At 73.7% G+C, this 13,857-nt stretch carries 12 protein-coding genes; 7 read left to right on the forward strand and 5 right to left on the reverse strand.

Features of this window, described 5'->3' with window-relative positions:
* Positions 1 to 65: 65 nt before the first annotated feature.
* The 5 genes from ACZ7LV_RS17695 to ACZ7LV_RS17715 all read right to left on the reverse strand — a co-directional run bounded on the left by ACZ7LV_RS17695 (position 66) and on the right by ACZ7LV_RS17715 (position 7,945).
* Entirely contained in the window at positions 66 to 1,490 is a 1,425-nt protein-coding gene (locus tag ACZ7LV_RS17695; protein ID WP_471940290.1) for a hypothetical protein, read from the reverse strand.
* Positions 1,487 to 2,998 (reverse strand): GT4 family glycosyltransferase PelF, encoded by a 1,512-nt coding sequence (gene pelF / locus ACZ7LV_RS17700; RefSeq protein WP_471940291.1) that lies wholly within the window; start codon positions 2,996 to 2,998, stop codon positions 1,487 to 1,489. The genes ACZ7LV_RS17695 and pelF overlap by 4 nt, the downstream gene beginning before the upstream one ends.
* An 85-nt stretch (positions 2,999 to 3,083) precedes the next feature.
* Positions 3,084 to 5,216: a hypothetical protein gene (locus ACZ7LV_RS17705; RefSeq protein WP_471940293.1), complete on the reverse strand. Its 2,133-nt coding sequence runs from the start codon at positions 5,214 to 5,216 to the stop codon at positions 3,084 to 3,086.
* A 399-nt stretch (positions 5,217 to 5,615) separates the two neighbouring features.
* The gene (locus ACZ7LV_RS17710) at positions 5,616 to 6,140 is read right to left on the reverse strand and encodes a hypothetical protein (RefSeq protein WP_471940294.1); all 525 of its coding nucleotides are present in this window, start codon (positions 6,138 to 6,140) and stop codon (positions 5,616 to 5,618) included.
* Between the two features lie 320 nt (positions 6,141 to 6,460).
* Complete coding sequence (locus ACZ7LV_RS17715) at positions 6,461 to 7,945, reverse strand: SpoIIE family protein phosphatase (protein WP_471940295.1); 1,485 nt, start codon at positions 7,943 to 7,945, stop codon at positions 6,461 to 6,463.
* Positions 7,946 to 8,220: 275 nt separating this feature from the next.
* Here ACZ7LV_RS17715 and ACZ7LV_RS17720 point away from each other — a divergent pair, with 275 nt between their 5' ends.
* The 7 genes from ACZ7LV_RS17720 to nrfD all read left to right on the forward strand — a co-directional run bounded on the left by ACZ7LV_RS17720 (position 8,221) and on the right by nrfD (position 13,749).
* Positions 8,221 to 8,934, forward strand: coding sequence for an SDR family NAD(P)-dependent oxidoreductase (locus tag ACZ7LV_RS17720; protein ID WP_471940297.1), 714 nt, complete (start codon positions 8,221 to 8,223; stop codon positions 8,932 to 8,934).
* A gap of 41 nt (positions 8,935 to 8,975) precedes the next feature.
* The gene (locus ACZ7LV_RS17725) at positions 8,976 to 9,341 is read left to right on the forward strand and encodes a YybH family protein (protein ID WP_471940299.1); all 366 of its coding nucleotides are present in this window, start codon (positions 8,976 to 8,978) and stop codon (positions 9,339 to 9,341) included.
* An 81-nt stretch (positions 9,342 to 9,422) separates the two neighbouring features.
* On the forward strand, positions 9,423 to 9,725 hold the full coding sequence (locus ACZ7LV_RS17730; protein ID WP_471940300.1) for a muconolactone Delta-isomerase family protein: 303 nt from the start codon (positions 9,423 to 9,425) through the stop codon (positions 9,723 to 9,725).
* An 86-nt stretch (positions 9,726 to 9,811) separates the two neighbouring features.
* Positions 9,812 to 10,282 (forward strand): MSMEG_6728 family protein, encoded by a 471-nt coding sequence (locus ACZ7LV_RS17735; protein ID WP_471940302.1) that lies wholly within the window; start codon positions 9,812 to 9,814, stop codon positions 10,280 to 10,282.
* Positions 10,283 to 10,331: 49 nt separating this feature from the next.
* Complete coding sequence (locus ACZ7LV_RS17740) at positions 10,332 to 11,303, forward strand: SDR family NAD(P)-dependent oxidoreductase (protein ID WP_471940304.1); 972 nt, start codon at positions 10,332 to 10,334, stop codon at positions 11,301 to 11,303.
* Between the two features lie 419 nt (positions 11,304 to 11,722).
* Positions 11,723 to 12,601: a 4Fe-4S dicluster domain-containing protein gene (locus ACZ7LV_RS17745; RefSeq protein WP_471940490.1), complete on the forward strand. Its 879-nt coding sequence runs from the start codon at positions 11,723 to 11,725 to the stop codon at positions 12,599 to 12,601.
* Between the two features lie 191 nt (positions 12,602 to 12,792).
* The gene (nrfD, locus tag ACZ7LV_RS17750; protein ID WP_471940492.1) at positions 12,793 to 13,749 is read left to right on the forward strand and encodes an NrfD/PsrC family molybdoenzyme membrane anchor subunit; all 957 of its coding nucleotides are present in this window, start codon (positions 12,793 to 12,795) and stop codon (positions 13,747 to 13,749) included.
* Positions 13,750 to 13,857: the final 108 nt, after the last annotated feature.

Below are 13,857 nucleotides of genomic sequence, written 5' to 3' on the forward strand. Positions count from 1 at the left end.
TTTCGTCGTGGCAAGGGCAAGGTGCCGCTCCGGTGGGCGCGCGCGGCGGGTGGGCAGGGGCGAGGTCAGACGTGCGGGGACGGCCTGCCGAGCAGGCGTACCGCACAGGCCGCGAGGCAGAGGGCGGCCACTCCGCAGGCGGCCGGCAGCACGGCCGGGCCGGGTGGCAGGTGCAGCCAGGTGACCGCGCCGGCGGCGCCGGCGGCCGCCAGGCAGAGCACGGCCGGCGGCCAGGCGATGCCGAAGGCCTGCAGGAGGAGCGCGGTCCACAGGGCCGCCGCGAGGAGCAGCACGGCGGCGGGGTCGGCCCCGGTCAGCAGCGCCGGGGGCAGCAACAGCAGCAGGTAGCAGGTCAGACAGAGGCCGAGGACGGCGGCCGAGCGGCGTACGAACGCCCGCGGTGTCCGGCTGACCCGCAAGGCGGCGACCGACCAGCCCCGGTAGCGGTACAGCAGCCACTCGGCCGGGCCCATGCTCAGCGTCAGCGCGATCACCGCGTACGGGTGCCGTCGGCCCTCCAGCATGACCAGCACGGCCGCGGCCAGCCCGAACAGGCCGTACGGGAGGGAGGACAGCAGGGGCGGGCGCGGACCGCCGGGGGCGGCCGGGGTCGCGAATCCCGCCCGCAGGACGTGGGCGGTGGCGGCGAGGGTGGCCAGCAGCGCCAGCAGGGGCAGGCCCCATCGCAGGACGGGACCCGGTTCCCACCACGGCAGCAGCGCGGCCCCGGCGATCAGCGGGCTGAGCGCGGCCAGCAGCAGCCTCTCCCGGGCCAGTACGAGCAGCACCCCGGCCGCCGCCAGGTACAGCGACTGTCCGGCCGCCACCGCGAGGACCGTACCGCCGCCTCCGGCGGGCAGTGCGGCGAGCCCGGTGGCCACCGCCGCGCCCAGCAGGGATCCGGTCAGCAGGGTGCCGGAGGCCTCCCGACGGCCCCTCACCAGTCGGAGGTGCGCGCGGTGTCCGAGGGCCTGTCCCCAGGCCCAGGAGGCGATGCCCGCCACGACCAGGACGGGTGCGTACCGCGCGACGGGCCACAGCGGGGCGGTGAGCAGGTAGGCCAGCGCGGGCAGGGCGAACAGCACCCCGCGCAGCAGGCAGCGGACCGTGTCGGGCCGCCACGGGTCGGGCGGCGCGGACGGCTCGGGGAACGACCGTGGCACGCGCGCGTACAGCGCGGACGCCAGGGAGAACAGGTTCGGATGGCCGTAGCGCTCGCCCACGACGGACGCGGACAGGCCGTCCGCCTCCAGCAGCGCGGCCACCTCGTAGGGGTGGACGGCCGGGCCTATGCGGTCGGCGAGTTCGGCGGCCAGCGCGCTGACCGCCTCCTCGTCGGGGCCCTGGCGCGGCACCCGGATCGCGAGCGTCCTGTCGTCCGCCGTGTCGTCGAGGGCCCAGCGGGGGCGGCGGCGCCGGGGCCGGGCCAGCCGCAGCGCCAGCGTGTCCTGTTCGACGCCGCCGGGTTCGAGGGACATCGGCCCGCTCATACGGCGAGGCTCCCGGTGCCGGTGACCGCCGGGGCGGGCAGGACGATCCGGTCGGGCGAGCGCTGCGGGCCCGCGGCGAGTTCGTGATAGATGGCGCGGAACGAGTCGATGGTCTGCCGGAGCGTGAACTGCTCGATCACGCGCAGCCGGGCCGCCTCACCCATGGCCCGGCGCCGGGCGGGGTCGCCGAGCAGTTCCAGGGCGGCCGCGGCCATCGCCTCCGGGTCGCGCGGCGGCACCACGAGACCGGTGTCGCCCACGGCCTCCCGGACACCGCCCACGTCGGTGGAGACGGTCGCCCGTCCGCACGACATGGCCTCGATCAGGGTGAACGGGAAGCCCTCGCTGATGCTGGACAGCATCACGACGTTGCCCGCCGCGTAGGCGTCCTTGATGTCGTCGACGCGTCCCTCGAACGTCACGGCGTCGGCGTGTCCCCACTCGGCGGCGAGCGCCTCGCAGCGCTCCCGGTAGGCCTCCCCGCCCCGGGGGGTCCCGCCGAACATCCGCAGCCGCGCGTCGGGCAGCCGGTCGCGGACGAGGGCGAAGGCCCGGATGAGGGTCTCCAGGTCCTTGATCGGGTCGACCCGCCCGGCCCAGCTGAGGGTCGGCGTCGCCGGCTCGGGTCCGGCCGGCGGGAACGCGGCCGGGTCGACGCCGTTGTAGACCGTGCGGATCGACGCCGGGTCGGCGCCGCCCTGCTCCTCCCACAGCCGGTTGTAGCGGTTGCCGGGGGTGATCAGTGCCGCCCGGCGGTAGCTCTCCTCCGCCAGCAGCCGGAAGAATCCCAGGATCACCGCCTTCACGGGCCAGCGGTAGGGAGCGGTGCGGTAGCCGAGGTAGCGCTCTCGCAGGTAGACGCCGTGCTCGGTCAACAGCAGCGGCACACCGTGGCGTTCGAGGGCCGCGAGCCCCGGCAGGACGGCGACCCCGCCGCTCACGGCGTGCGCGACGCCGTTCTCGGGTGGCGGTGCGGCCAGCGGGCGCAGGGCGTGTTCGAGCAGCCCGGTCGCCGTGAGGGCGTCGTGCAGGGTGGGGCCCGCCTCGCGCACGGCCAGCCCAGGCCGCCGCCATACGGCGGTCAGCACCGCGATCGCGGTGTCGCCGCGCAGGAAGGGGCTCAGCGCTCCGTCCGCCGCCGCCCCCGCCAGCGTGTACAGGGCGGGGGCGAAGTCGTGCTCGGCGCCCGGGTCGAGCAGCGCGGTCACGAAACGCTCGTAGGCGTCCGCGAGCCGTCTGCGGGCGCGGCCGCGGGGCGGGCCGCCCGCCGGGGCGTCGCCCCACATGGGGACGGACAGGACGCCGGAGACGTGGTCCGGCAGTTCCCACACGACCGGCTCACGGCCGGTGCCCGTGACGGCGATGACGTCGAAGTCGATGTCCGGCATGCCGGTGACGAGCTGGTCGCACCAGACGCTCACACCGCCGTGGCTGTGGGGGTAGGTGCCTTCGGTGAGGAGGGTGACGCGGGTCGCGCCGACGGGCCGCCCGCTGGGGTGAACGTGCATCGATGTGCTCCACGGCCGAGGTGTGGGTGGTCGTGCCGGTCCCGGCCGCCGACGGGCGGCCGGGACCTCGCTGCCGGTGGTCCGGTCAGCTCCCCGCGCCGGGGGAAAGGGGTTCGGCGACGCCCTCGGGCACGCGGGTGTCCGGCGCCGGCGCACCGGCGGGCACGGAGCCGACCGTGTCGGAGGCCGTGGAGGTGGTGGCGGAGCCCGGCAGGGTGAGCGTGAGCGGCGCGCCGGCGGAGGCGGTCCATCCGGACCGGTCGCCCGCGTAGGCCTCACCGAAGGCGGAGCCGGCCCGCGTGGTGCCGTCGGGCATGGTGGCGGGGACGGTCACGCCGGCCGGGCCCTCGACGGTGACGGTGGTGCCGACGCGGTAGGCGGTGACCTGTCCGTCCCGCACGGCGGCGCGCCAGGCGGCGCGGCGCTGGAGTTCGGCCCCGATGCCCGCCATCGGCAGGTTCACCAGGGGGGTGTTCGACGCGAAGAGCGTGTCGTAGGCGTCGAGGACCCCGTCGAGGACGGGGTAGGCGATGCGGTCCTCGGCCAGGTTCGACTGGTGGATGAAGTGCGGCTTGGGGTCGTTGGCCAGGACGTGGCCGAGGGCGATCTGCCGCTCCAGCGGGACGATGTGGTCCGCGTAGCCGGTGGCGAGGTCGAGCGGGGCGGGCAGGCAGGTGGTGGTGGCCGGGTTGTCCTCGCAGATGCCGCTGCCGCCCTGTGCGCGGCTGGTGTAGATCCAGTTGTACTCGTCGACCTGATCGGCCGCCCTGCCCGCGTTGTAGAAGACGTTCATCGGGTAGCGGGGCACCGTGGTGGCCGCCCCGACCCGCCGCTGCTCGGGGTCGCGGGAGTTGTCCGAGGCCAGCCAGTCGACGCCGTTGTCGGCCAGGGCGGGCGCGAGGTTCGGGTTGTCCACCGCCTGCTGCGGCAGGACCCGCAGTCCGGAGTGCTCGCCGGTGACCAACTCGGCGTCGTCCAGGGGCAGTCCGGCGAGGCGTCCCCACGCCCGGTTGGCCGCGATCTCGTCGGCGATGTCGTTGCGGCTGACCCACTTGACGGATCCGTCGGCGTGGGTGGCGCAGCGCCAGGGCACGACGGCGGTGTCCTGCTCGCAGCCGAGGAAGGCGTGCGTGTAGGTGTGGTTGATCCAGCGGAACTCGCCGCGTTCGGTGAGGAGCCGGTCGGCCAGCGGGTCGGCGCCGCCGTGGTCCTCGCGGTGGTCGACGCTGCCGGCGCCGTTGTAGGCGAAGTCGAGGGTGAAGCCGCGCTCACGCTGCCAGGCGACCGCGTGGTCGACATCCGCGGGGACCATGCGGATCGGGTCGGGTGTGGCGTTCGGGTCCGTGCAGTCGACGTCGCCGGGCGTGCAGTTGAGCGTGGAGTTCCAGCGGTCGTCCGCCGCGAAGACGTCGTCGACGTGCACGGCGAAGTAGTTGCGGGAGGCGCCGAGGTGGATGCCGTCGGTCATCCAGGCCACGATGCCGCGGGCCAGCAGCCGGAACTGCTGCTGGTACTGGTTGTAGACGAAGGTCACGACGAGTTCGCGCCGTCCGTCGTGCCGGTACTCGCCGACCAGCGAGCCGCGCCTGCCGGTGCCCGGGACGGCCGCCTCGACGTACGGGGTGAAGTCGGCGCCGGCGACCGGCGTCGACAGGTAGGCGTAACTCTCGCCCACGGTGGGCGAGTTGTCCTCGAACGGCACCGCACCGTCGAGGTAGCCGAACGGCCCGGACCGGCCGGCGTCGGTGATCTGGGCGCTCACCCCGTCGAGGCTGCCGGAGTAACCGCCGAACACGGGGTACTGGAGCCCGGCCTCGGGACGCGCGTACGTGTACGCGTCGACCTGCGGGATGTCGTAGGTCCGCTCGTAGGCCACGAGCGCGGCCATCTCCGGGGAGTTCGCCGGGAACGGGTTGTCGTTGGGCAGCACCACGGCCTGGAACCTGGCGCGGTCCCGGCCGTCCACGGTGTCCGCGAGATAGCCGGCGTCGATCACGGGCCGGTCGGCACGGGTGAGGTCGATCTCCGTGTACGGCGTTCCGGCGGCGTCCAGTTCGGCCGCGATGGCGTCGGTCGCCGGGCCACCGTCGGTCACGACGAGCACCCGCAGGTCGACACGGGCGTCGGCGGCGTCCGCCGGTGCGGCCGCCGCCGGCACGCAGAGGGCGGCTATCAGCGCGCCCGTCGTCACCAGAGTGGTGCGAAAAGTCCGCTTCATGCGGTGCTGTCCCCTCCCCAGGGCAGGGGTGAGTACGGCTCCGCGGAGCGGACGCACCCCCTCGCGTGCCGCCGGCTTCCCCCTCAGAGACCGGTCGTTCACGCATCCGTCGCGTCAAATGGTGGGGTACCTGTGAAGCTTTTGTGGTTCCGTTGCGAAACCTGACGGAAAAAAGCAGGTGGCCGGCAGGCACCGACTCGGCTCGGGCCGGTTGTCCCACCACCCGTCACCCACCCCCGACGGACTCCCACTTCGAGGGCGACTGCCCAGGTGGGAGGGGTGAAGCAAGCCGCCGGCGGGCCCTGTGGGCCCGCCGGCGGAGCTGTCATCGGGAACGGACCGCGCGGCGGACGACCATGGAGGGGTTTCTGGTCATGGCGTCCCGCCCCGCGCCGGGCGTCAGGCGCACAGCACGCGCGTCTCGGGCGTGTGCACGGGACCGCCGCTGATGCTCGTGGTGTCGCTGAACTCGGCGTAGAAGTACGAGTAGAAGCCGATGTTCCCGTTGCAGCCGGAGTCCGGGGCGACCTGCAGGGTCAGCGTCACGGTGCGGCTCTGGCCGGGCGGGATCGTGGCGCCGTAGTTGGCGCCGAGGTTGGCGGGGCCGGTGCCGGCACACGAGCTGGTGCCGCTCGGCGTGGCGAGGGCGCAGCCGGTGAAGGAGTACTTGAGGTCCGGGCGCTGGGTGGTCAGCCAGGTGGGGTCGATCGTCTGGTAGACGAACCAGATGTCGTACGTCTTGTTGTTCGTGAGCGTCATCGACACGTTGACCGTGCCGCCCGGCGTGGTGGTGGCGGCATCGGTGGTGAAGGACAGCTCGGCGGGGGCCGGATCGGCGCTCGCGGCGGGGGCCAGGCCGAACACGGCGAGGACGAGGGCGAGGACGGTGGTGAGACCGAGGCGTCTCATCAGAGGTGATCGCATGGCCAGGGAGGCTAGGCACGGGGGCGACCGGCCGTCTGCCCCCGGAGGGAGGCCGCGCTCCGGGGACGACCGAAAGTGTGCTTCACGTGAAGGTGGTGCGGGGGAAGTGTGACGAGAGCTCGCGGATCGTATACGTGCACGCCGAGCCCGGTACGGCGAGGGCGCCACGGGCGGCGGTGCGGGCCGGGATCCGCGGACGCGGCGGTGGCGCCTTTGGCGCGTACCGATCGCGCGGTCGGGTCCGGGAGTCCGGACGCGGCGGTGGCGCACCGGCCGATCTCGGTCAGTCGGGTGGGTTTCGGCCTGCCCGCCGATGCCGTTCACACGGCCCGGGCGATGAGCAGCGCCACGTCGTCGCGGTCCCCTCCGGTGCGCAGGATGCGCAGCAGCCGGTCGCAGGTGCTGTCCAGCGATCGGGCCGGATCGTCCAGGGCGGCGAGGAGCACCTCCAGGCAGGTGTCGATGGACCGGTCACGCCGCTCGACGAGGCCGTCGGTGTACAGGACGAGCTGGTCGCCGGACCCGAAGGCGAACGAGGTGGAGTCGAAGGCGATGCCGCAGCCGCCCAGCGGCGCGCCGGTGGGCAGGACGAGGAGTTCACAGGTCCCGTCCGCGTGCAGGAGGGCGGGCGGCAGGTGCCCCGCCAGCGAGATCCGGCATTGCGCGGCGCCGGGGTCGAAGACGACGTAGACGCAGGTCGCGAGGGTTTCGAGATCATCGGTGATGTGGTCGAGGTGGTGCAGCACCTGGGCGGGCGGCAGATCGAGGTCGGCCAGGGTCCGCGTGGCGGTGCGCAGCTGCCCCATGGCCGCCGCGGCCGTGACGCCACTGCCCATGACGTCGCCGACGACGAGTGCCGTCTTGTCGCCCGCCAGCGGAATGACGTCGAACCAGTCGCCGCCGATCTCGACGGTGGCCAGTGCGGGACGGTAGCGGTAGGCGACGTCGAGGCCGGGGCGCCGCGGTGGCGGGTGCGGCAGCAGGCTGCGCTGGAGGGTGAGGGCGGTGCGGCGCTGCTCCTCGACGGCGCGATGCCGGTCGGTGACGTCGACGCTGGAGGTGGCCACGCCCAGTACCGTGCCGCTGGAGGCTTCGAGCCGGTAGAACGAGACCGACCAGGCGTGGTCGTTGTCGGGGTCGGCCGCCGTACGGCCCACGGTGTACTGGTCCAGGATCGGCGTCCCGGTGGCCAGCACCTCGCGCATGGACAGCTCGAAGGACCGGTCCAGGTGGGGCAGCACCTCACTGACGTGACGACCGACGTGCTGGGCGGCCGGCACGCCGTTCATGCGTTCCTCCGCGGGATTGACGGAGATGTAGCGCAGGTCGCCGTCCAGCATGGCCAGCCCGATCGGTGACTGGGACACCAGCTGATCGGACAGGGAGAGGTTGCGCTCCACCTGGCGCAGCGTCGCCTGGTCCGCGGCCAGCCCGAGCGCGTAGTAGTCGCCCTGCTCGTCCAGCAGCCGCATGTTGCGGAACTCCACCAGGCGCCTGCTGCCGTCCTTGTGCCGGACGGGGAAGACCCCGGCCCAGCTCTGGCCGTCGTGCATGACCTGGGCGAACAGGTCCAGAACCGTCTCCAGGTCCTCCTCGTCGATCAGCAGCCCGGCGGCGTACCGGCCCAGCGCCTCCTCGGCGCTGTAGCCGAAGAGGATCTCGGCCTGGGGGCTCCACAGATCGATCCGGCCCTCGGCGTCCAGCAGGACGGCGGCCACGTTCAGCACGTCCAGCAGACCACCGGACCCCGACGCGACCACACCCGACGTGCCGGGAGCGCTCCGGAGGGGTTCGGTCGCACGCATACCCCTGGCTCCTTCCGGCCGCCGATCGGCCTGCCGGACCGGACCACGGGCCGGCTTTCCCTACGACGGCCACTCCATCGTCCCTCGCCGCCACCAGCGCGCGCACGCGGGCCCGCCGGGGCCGGACGCGGGCAGTCCTCCGGGAGGGCACGGGAGGCGATGTCTCGTATCTCACACCTCCTCGACCGCTCCCTCCTTTTGCGCATACTCGACCGGTCGTCTACTTTAGACGACCGGTCGGCTATCGACCGGTCACCCCCTCCGGAGAGGTCATCATGAGCAGTCAGGCACAGAAGGTCGCCGTCGTCACCGGTGCGTCGCAGGGCATCGGCGCGGGCCTGGTCACCGCGTACCGCAAGCTGGGCTACGCCGTCGTCGCCACCTCGCGCGGCATCGCCCCGTCGCAGGACCCCGACGTCCTCACCGTCCAGGGAGACATCGCCGACCGTGACACCGCCGAGCGCGTCATCGCGGCCGGCGTGGAGCGCTTCGGCCGGATCGACACGCTCGTCAACAACGCGGGGATCTTCCTCGCCAAGCCCTTCACCGAGTACACGCAGGAGGACTACGAGGCGGTCCTCGGGGTGAACGTCGACGGCTTCTTCCGCATCAGCCAGCTCGCGATAGCGCAGATGCTCCGACAGGGCGGCGGCCACGTCGTCCAGGTCACCACCAGCCTGGTCGACCACCCCAACTCGGGAGTGCCGTCCGTGCTCGCGTCCCTGTCCAAGGGCGGGCTGCAGGCCGCCACCAAGGCGCTGGCCATCGAGTACGCCTCCCGCGGCATCCGCGCCAACGCGGTGGCCCTCGGCACGATCAAGACGCCCATGCACCCGGAGGAGCACCACGAGACGCTTGCCGCCATGCACCCCGTGGGCCGCATGGGAGAGGTCACCGACATCACCGACGCGATCCTCTACCTGGAGAACGCCCCCTTCGTCACCGGCGCGATCCTCCCCGTCGACGGCGGCCAGACCGCGGGGCACTGACCCCGTCGACCTCGATCCCGCGGATCAGGAGGAGCAAGGCCATGAGCCACCCCATGCACGACGTCCTCACCCGCTGGAAGGACGCCTTCGACCACCACCGGCCGGACGTGATGGCCGAGCTGTTCACCCCCGACGCGCTCTTCCAGGGCTTCGGGCCGGTGCCCACGGTCGGCCGCGACAGCGTCCGGTCCTACTACGCGGCGGTCGCGCCGGACCGGCGCGCCGACGTCACGGTTCTGCACACCTACGCCCTCGGCGAGAGCGTGGCGGGCGGCTTCGCCGACGTCACCTTCAGCGACCCGGCGGGGTGGGAGGCGAAGGTGCACCTGTCGCTGGTCCTGCGGCGCGACGAGAACGACTGGAAGATACGTCAGTACCACGTGTCCCGGACCGCTCCCCAGGACTGAGGCACCGCGACGGGGGCCGCGCACGGCGGTCCCCGTTCCCTTCCCGGGCGCCGAGACGCACACACGAGAGGGAGTACGACCATGCGAGAGTTCCTCGTCGAACTCACCACCACCGTCCCGGAGGGCACGGACCCGGCGGAGGTCGACCGGGTCCGGGCCGCGGAGTCCGCACGTGCCGGGGAACTGGCGGCCGGCGGGCACCTGGTACGGCTGTGGCGCCCCGTCGGGGAGCGGCGCAGCATCGGCGTCTGGCGCGCCGCCGACGAGGCGGAACTGCGGCGGGACGTCCTCGGCACGCTGCCGTTGTGGCCCTGGATGACCGCTGTCGTCACCGAGCTGGAGCCCCACCCCAACGATCCGGGCGGTGCCGACCCGCCCGCGTGAGAATGGTGGTGCGCCGCCCCCGAGGCCGGCCGGACCGCCCGAAGGCGGCGGCGCATCCGCACCTCCCCCACGTCAGGACGGCGCTCATGCAGACGTTCCTGCCCGATCCGGACTTCCGCCGTTCCGCGTTGCTGCTCGACCGTCGCCGTCTGGGCAAGCAGCGGGTCGAGGCGCTCCAGGTGCTGCGGGGCCTGACCGTGCCGGGGTACGGCTGGCGCAGGCACCCGGCGGTGCGCATGTGGCACGGGTACGAGGAGGCGCTGGTCCGCTACGGCCTGGAGGTCTGCCGGGTGTGGCGCGAGCAGGGGCACCAGGACAGCTGTGCCGCCTCGCTCGTCGCGGGCCTCGGTGCGTCCCGTCCGGGCACCCCCGTGCGGGACCAGGCCGCGCTCGCCGCCGCCGGGGAGCTGCCGCCCTGGCTGGGCGACGCCGCCTTCCACCTCAGTCACCGCTCCGCGCTCGTGCGCAAGGACCCGGAGTCGTACGCGGACGCGTTCCCCGGGGTACCGGACGATCTGCCCTACGTGTGGCCACGGTCCGACCGGGACCACGTTTGACCGGGACCACGTTTGACTTCGAGAGCGCTCGAATTCGTAGCGTGGATTCATGAACCACAGCACCACACCCCAGCACAAGCTCGGTTCCGGGTTCGGCGCCCGGAGCACCGCCGACGACGTCCTGACGGGGATCGACCTCACGGGGCGGCTCGCCCTGGTGACCGGCGGCTACTCGGGCATCGGCGTCGAGACGACGCGGGCGCTCGCCAAGGCAGGCGCCCGGGTCGTCGTCCCGGCCCGCCGGGTCGACGCGGCTCGGGAGAACCTGGCCGGGATCGACGGCGTCGAGGTGGACGAACTGGACCTCGCCGACCTGGACAGCGTGCGCGCGTTCGCCGAGCGGTTCCTCGCCTCGGGCCGGAGCCTTGACATGGTCATCGACAGCGCCGCGGTCATGGCCTGCCCGGAGACGCGGGTGGGACCGGGCTGGGAGGCGCAGTTCGCCACCAACCACCTCGGTCACTTCGCCCTCGTCAACCGCCTCTGGCCGGCGATCGAGCCGGGCGGCGCCCGCGTCGTCGCGGTCTCCTCGTCCGGTCACCATCGCTCCCCCGTCCACTGGGACGACGTCCACTGGCGGAGCGGCTACGACAAGTGGGAGGCGTACGGCCAGGCCAAGACGGCGAACGCCCTGTTCGCCGTGCATCTCGACCGGCTCGGCCGGGAGCGGGGCGTGCGGGCCTTCTCGCTGCACCCCGGCGGCATCCTCACCCCCCTTCAGCGGCATCTGGCGAAGCAGGAGATGGTCGAGCGGGGCTGGATCGACGAGGACGGCGACGTGCTCCACCCCGAGGCGTTCAAGACGCCGCAGCAGGGCGCGGCGACGCAGGTCTGGGCGGCGACCTCGCCCCAGCTGGACGGCATGGGCGGCGTCTACCTGGAGGACTGCGACATCGCCGGACCCGCCCCGGCGGACGGTGCACGGGTGGGCGTCAAGGAGTGGGCCACGGATCCCGAGCAGGCCGCCCGCCTGTGGGCCCTGTCCGCCGAACTGACAGGCGTGGACGCGTTCGCCGCCTGACTGGCGGCCAGGCCCGCGACCCCGGCGGCGGGGCCGCCGCCGGGCCTTCGCGCCGCGAACGGGCCCGCCCGGGCTGCGGACACCCGGGACAGGGCGTCTGCTGGAGGGGGGACGGGCGCGGCGGCACGACTCGCTCCGGCCGGTGGTGACGAACACGCGGACACTTTCGTGCGTGGGGTGTCACCGCCGTGGGCACCCGGGCCGCGGGTGCTGCGCCGGTTCCGTGAGCAGTGAGCACCGCCTCGGGAAGGCGTTCGGCCACAGGGGGCCGACGAGTGGTGAGCGAGGAGGTTCCGGGCATGACGGAGGACGGCACCGCACGTGCGGGGACAGGCGAGGGCGCGGCCCACGGCGGCCGGCCGGCCGGTCAGTGGCCCGACCCGGCCGGGGCCGCCGGTTACCCCGACCATCCGCCGCGCATGGGCTTCTTCACCGACAGTTCGGTGTGCATCGGCTGCAAGGCGTGCGAAGTGGCGTGCAAGGAGTGGAACGCCATCCCGGAGGACGGCCTGCAGCTGACCGGCATGTCCTACGACAACACCGAAGGGCTCGGCGCCAGCACCTGGCGGCACGTCGCCTTCATCGAGCAGCGCAAGCCGCTCGTCGGGCAGGAACCAGGCATCGGCCACGAGGACGTCGACGTCTTCACGGCCGCCACGAATCTGGGCGCCGCTCCCGCTCCCGCTCCCGCACCCGCTCCTGTCTCCCCCGTCGCGCCCGACGGACGTACCGAACTGCGCTGGCTGATGTCCTCGGACGTGTGCAAGCACTGCACGCACGCGGCGTGCCTCGACGTGTGCCCCACCGGATCACTGTTCCGCACCGAGTTCGGCACGGTGGTCGTCCAGGAGGACATCTGCAACGGCTGCGGCTACTGCATCCCGGCCTGTCCGTACGGCGTCATCGACCAGCGCAAGGAGGACGGCCGGGCCTGGAAGTGCACCATGTGCTACGACCGCCTCGGCGTCGGCATGGAACCGGCCTGCGCCAAGGCGTGCCCCACCGACTCCATCCAGTTCGGTCCCCTGGACGAACTGCGCGAGCGCGCGGCGGCCCGGGTCACGCAGCTGCACGCGGCCGGGGTCACGGACGCCCGCCTGTACGGCGAGGACCCGCAGGACGGCGTCGGGGGCGACGGGGCGTTCTTCCTGCTGCTGGACGAGCCGGAGGTCTACGGGCTGCCGCCCGACCCCGTCGTCACCACCCGTGATCTGCCCGCCATGTGGCGGCACGCGGCGGCGGCCGCCGCGTCGCTCGCCGCGCTGGCCGCAGTCAGTTTCGCCCGGAGGCCGCGATGAGGCGATTCGCCTGGATGCCGGGACGGGGTGTCCGGCACGGAGAGCAGGACGAGCCGTTCCCCCCGCAGGCCCCGACGAGCGGGTCCGACGTCACCCCGCACGGGACGGACGGCGCGCGCCCCGGACGTGACGCCCGCACCGGGGCCCAGGCCGGGCGGCGTCGCCGCCGCCGTGGGCGTGGTGAGCAGGCGATGGTGCCGGAGGCGGAGTTCTCCTCGTACTACGGCAAGCCGATCCTGAACAAGCCGACGTGGAAGGCGCCGGACATCGCGGGCTACCTCTACCTCGGCGGACTCGCGGGAGCGTCCTCCTTGCTGGCCGCCGGCGGTCAGGCCACCGGTCGCCCGGCGCTGGCCCGCGCGGCGAAACTGGGCGCGTCCGGGGCGATCTCGCTGTCCCTGGTGGCGCTCGTGCACGACCTGGGACGCCCCGCCCGCTTCCTCAACATGCTCCGCGTCTTCAAGCCCACCTCGCCGATGAACCTGGGGTCGTGGCTGCTGGCGGGCTACGCGCCGCTCACCTTCGCCGCCCTCGCCACCGATGTCGCCCGCCGCCACGGGACCGTCGGTGCCGCCGCCACGGGCGGCGCGGCGGCGCTCGGCCCGGCCGTCGCGACGTACACGGCGGTCCTGCTGTCCGACACGGCGGTGCCGTCGTGGCACGAGGGCCACCGGGAGATGCCGTTCGTCTTCGCGGGTTCGGCGGCCACCGCGGCGGCCGGGTTCGCCCTGGTCTGCGCGCCGCTGCGGGAGACCGGGCCCGCGCGCCGGATGGCGGTGCTGGGCGCCGGTCTGGAACTGGGCGCCTTCGGGCTGATGAAGCGCCGTATGGGCCTGGCGGCCGAGCCCTACGAGCAGGGTGCGCAGCGCCGGCAGCTGCGCGCGGCCGAGGTGCTCACGGCGGGCGGTGCCGTGCTGGCGGCGTACACGGAGGGCCGGGGCCACGCGAGCGGGCGGGCCCGGCTGCTCGCCGCGGCGGCGGGCGCGGCCCTGCTGGCCGGTTCGGCGGCCCTGCGCTTCGGCGTGTTCCACGCGGGCGTGGCCTCCGCCCAGGACCCGAAGTACACCGTCGTACCGCAGCGGGAGCGGCTGGAGGCCCGCGCACGGCCCGACGGCCACCGGCCCGGGCCCGGGCCCGGGCCCGGCTGAGCGTTTCGGCGTGGCTCCGCCGGGTACTCCGCGCGGTGCCACGCACGGTAGTCGGGCAGCGGATGCCGCGCGGACCCGGTTGCGGGAAAATGGGCCGCGCGGAGGGTG

Source organism: Streptomyces sp. NPDC107562, from assembly GCF_055657325.1.

Coding starts and splice junctions, on each gene's coding strand:
- ACZ7LV_RS17735 (WP_471940302.1), top strand. CDS start 9,812: ATGCAGACGTTCCTGCCCGATCCGGACTTCCGCCGTTCCGCGTTGCTG.
- ACZ7LV_RS17715 (WP_471940295.1), bottom strand. CDS start 7,945: ATGCGTGCGACCGAACCCCTCCGGAGCGCTCCCGGCACGTCGGGTGTG.
- pelF (WP_471940291.1), bottom strand. CDS start 2,998: ATGCACGTTCACCCCAGCGGGCGGCCCGTCGGCGCGACCCGCGTCACC.
- ACZ7LV_RS17705 (WP_471940293.1), bottom strand. CDS start 5,216: ATGAAGCGGACTTTTCGCACCACTCTGGTGACGACGGGCGCGCTGATA.
- ACZ7LV_RS17740 (WP_471940304.1), top strand. CDS start 10,332: ATGAACCACAGCACCACACCCCAGCACAAGCTCGGTTCCGGGTTCGGC.
- ACZ7LV_RS17725 (WP_471940299.1), top strand. CDS start 8,976: ATGAGCCACCCCATGCACGACGTCCTCACCCGCTGGAAGGACGCCTTC.
- nrfD (WP_471940492.1), top strand. CDS start 12,793: ATGGTGCCGGAGGCGGAGTTCTCCTCGTACTACGGCAAGCCGATCCTG.
- ACZ7LV_RS17745 (WP_471940490.1), top strand. CDS start 11,723: ATGGGCTTCTTCACCGACAGTTCGGTGTGCATCGGCTGCAAGGCGTGC.
- ACZ7LV_RS17710 (WP_471940294.1), bottom strand. CDS start 6,140: ATGCGATCACCTCTGATGAGACGCCTCGGTCTCACCACCGTCCTCGCC.
- ACZ7LV_RS17695 (WP_471940290.1), bottom strand. CDS start 1,490: ATGAGCGGGCCGATGTCCCTCGAACCCGGCGGCGTCGAACAGGACACG.
- ACZ7LV_RS17720 (WP_471940297.1), top strand. CDS start 8,221: ATGAGCAGTCAGGCACAGAAGGTCGCCGTCGTCACCGGTGCGTCGCAG.
- ACZ7LV_RS17730 (WP_471940300.1), top strand. CDS start 9,423: ATGCGAGAGTTCCTCGTCGAACTCACCACCACCGTCCCGGAGGGCACG.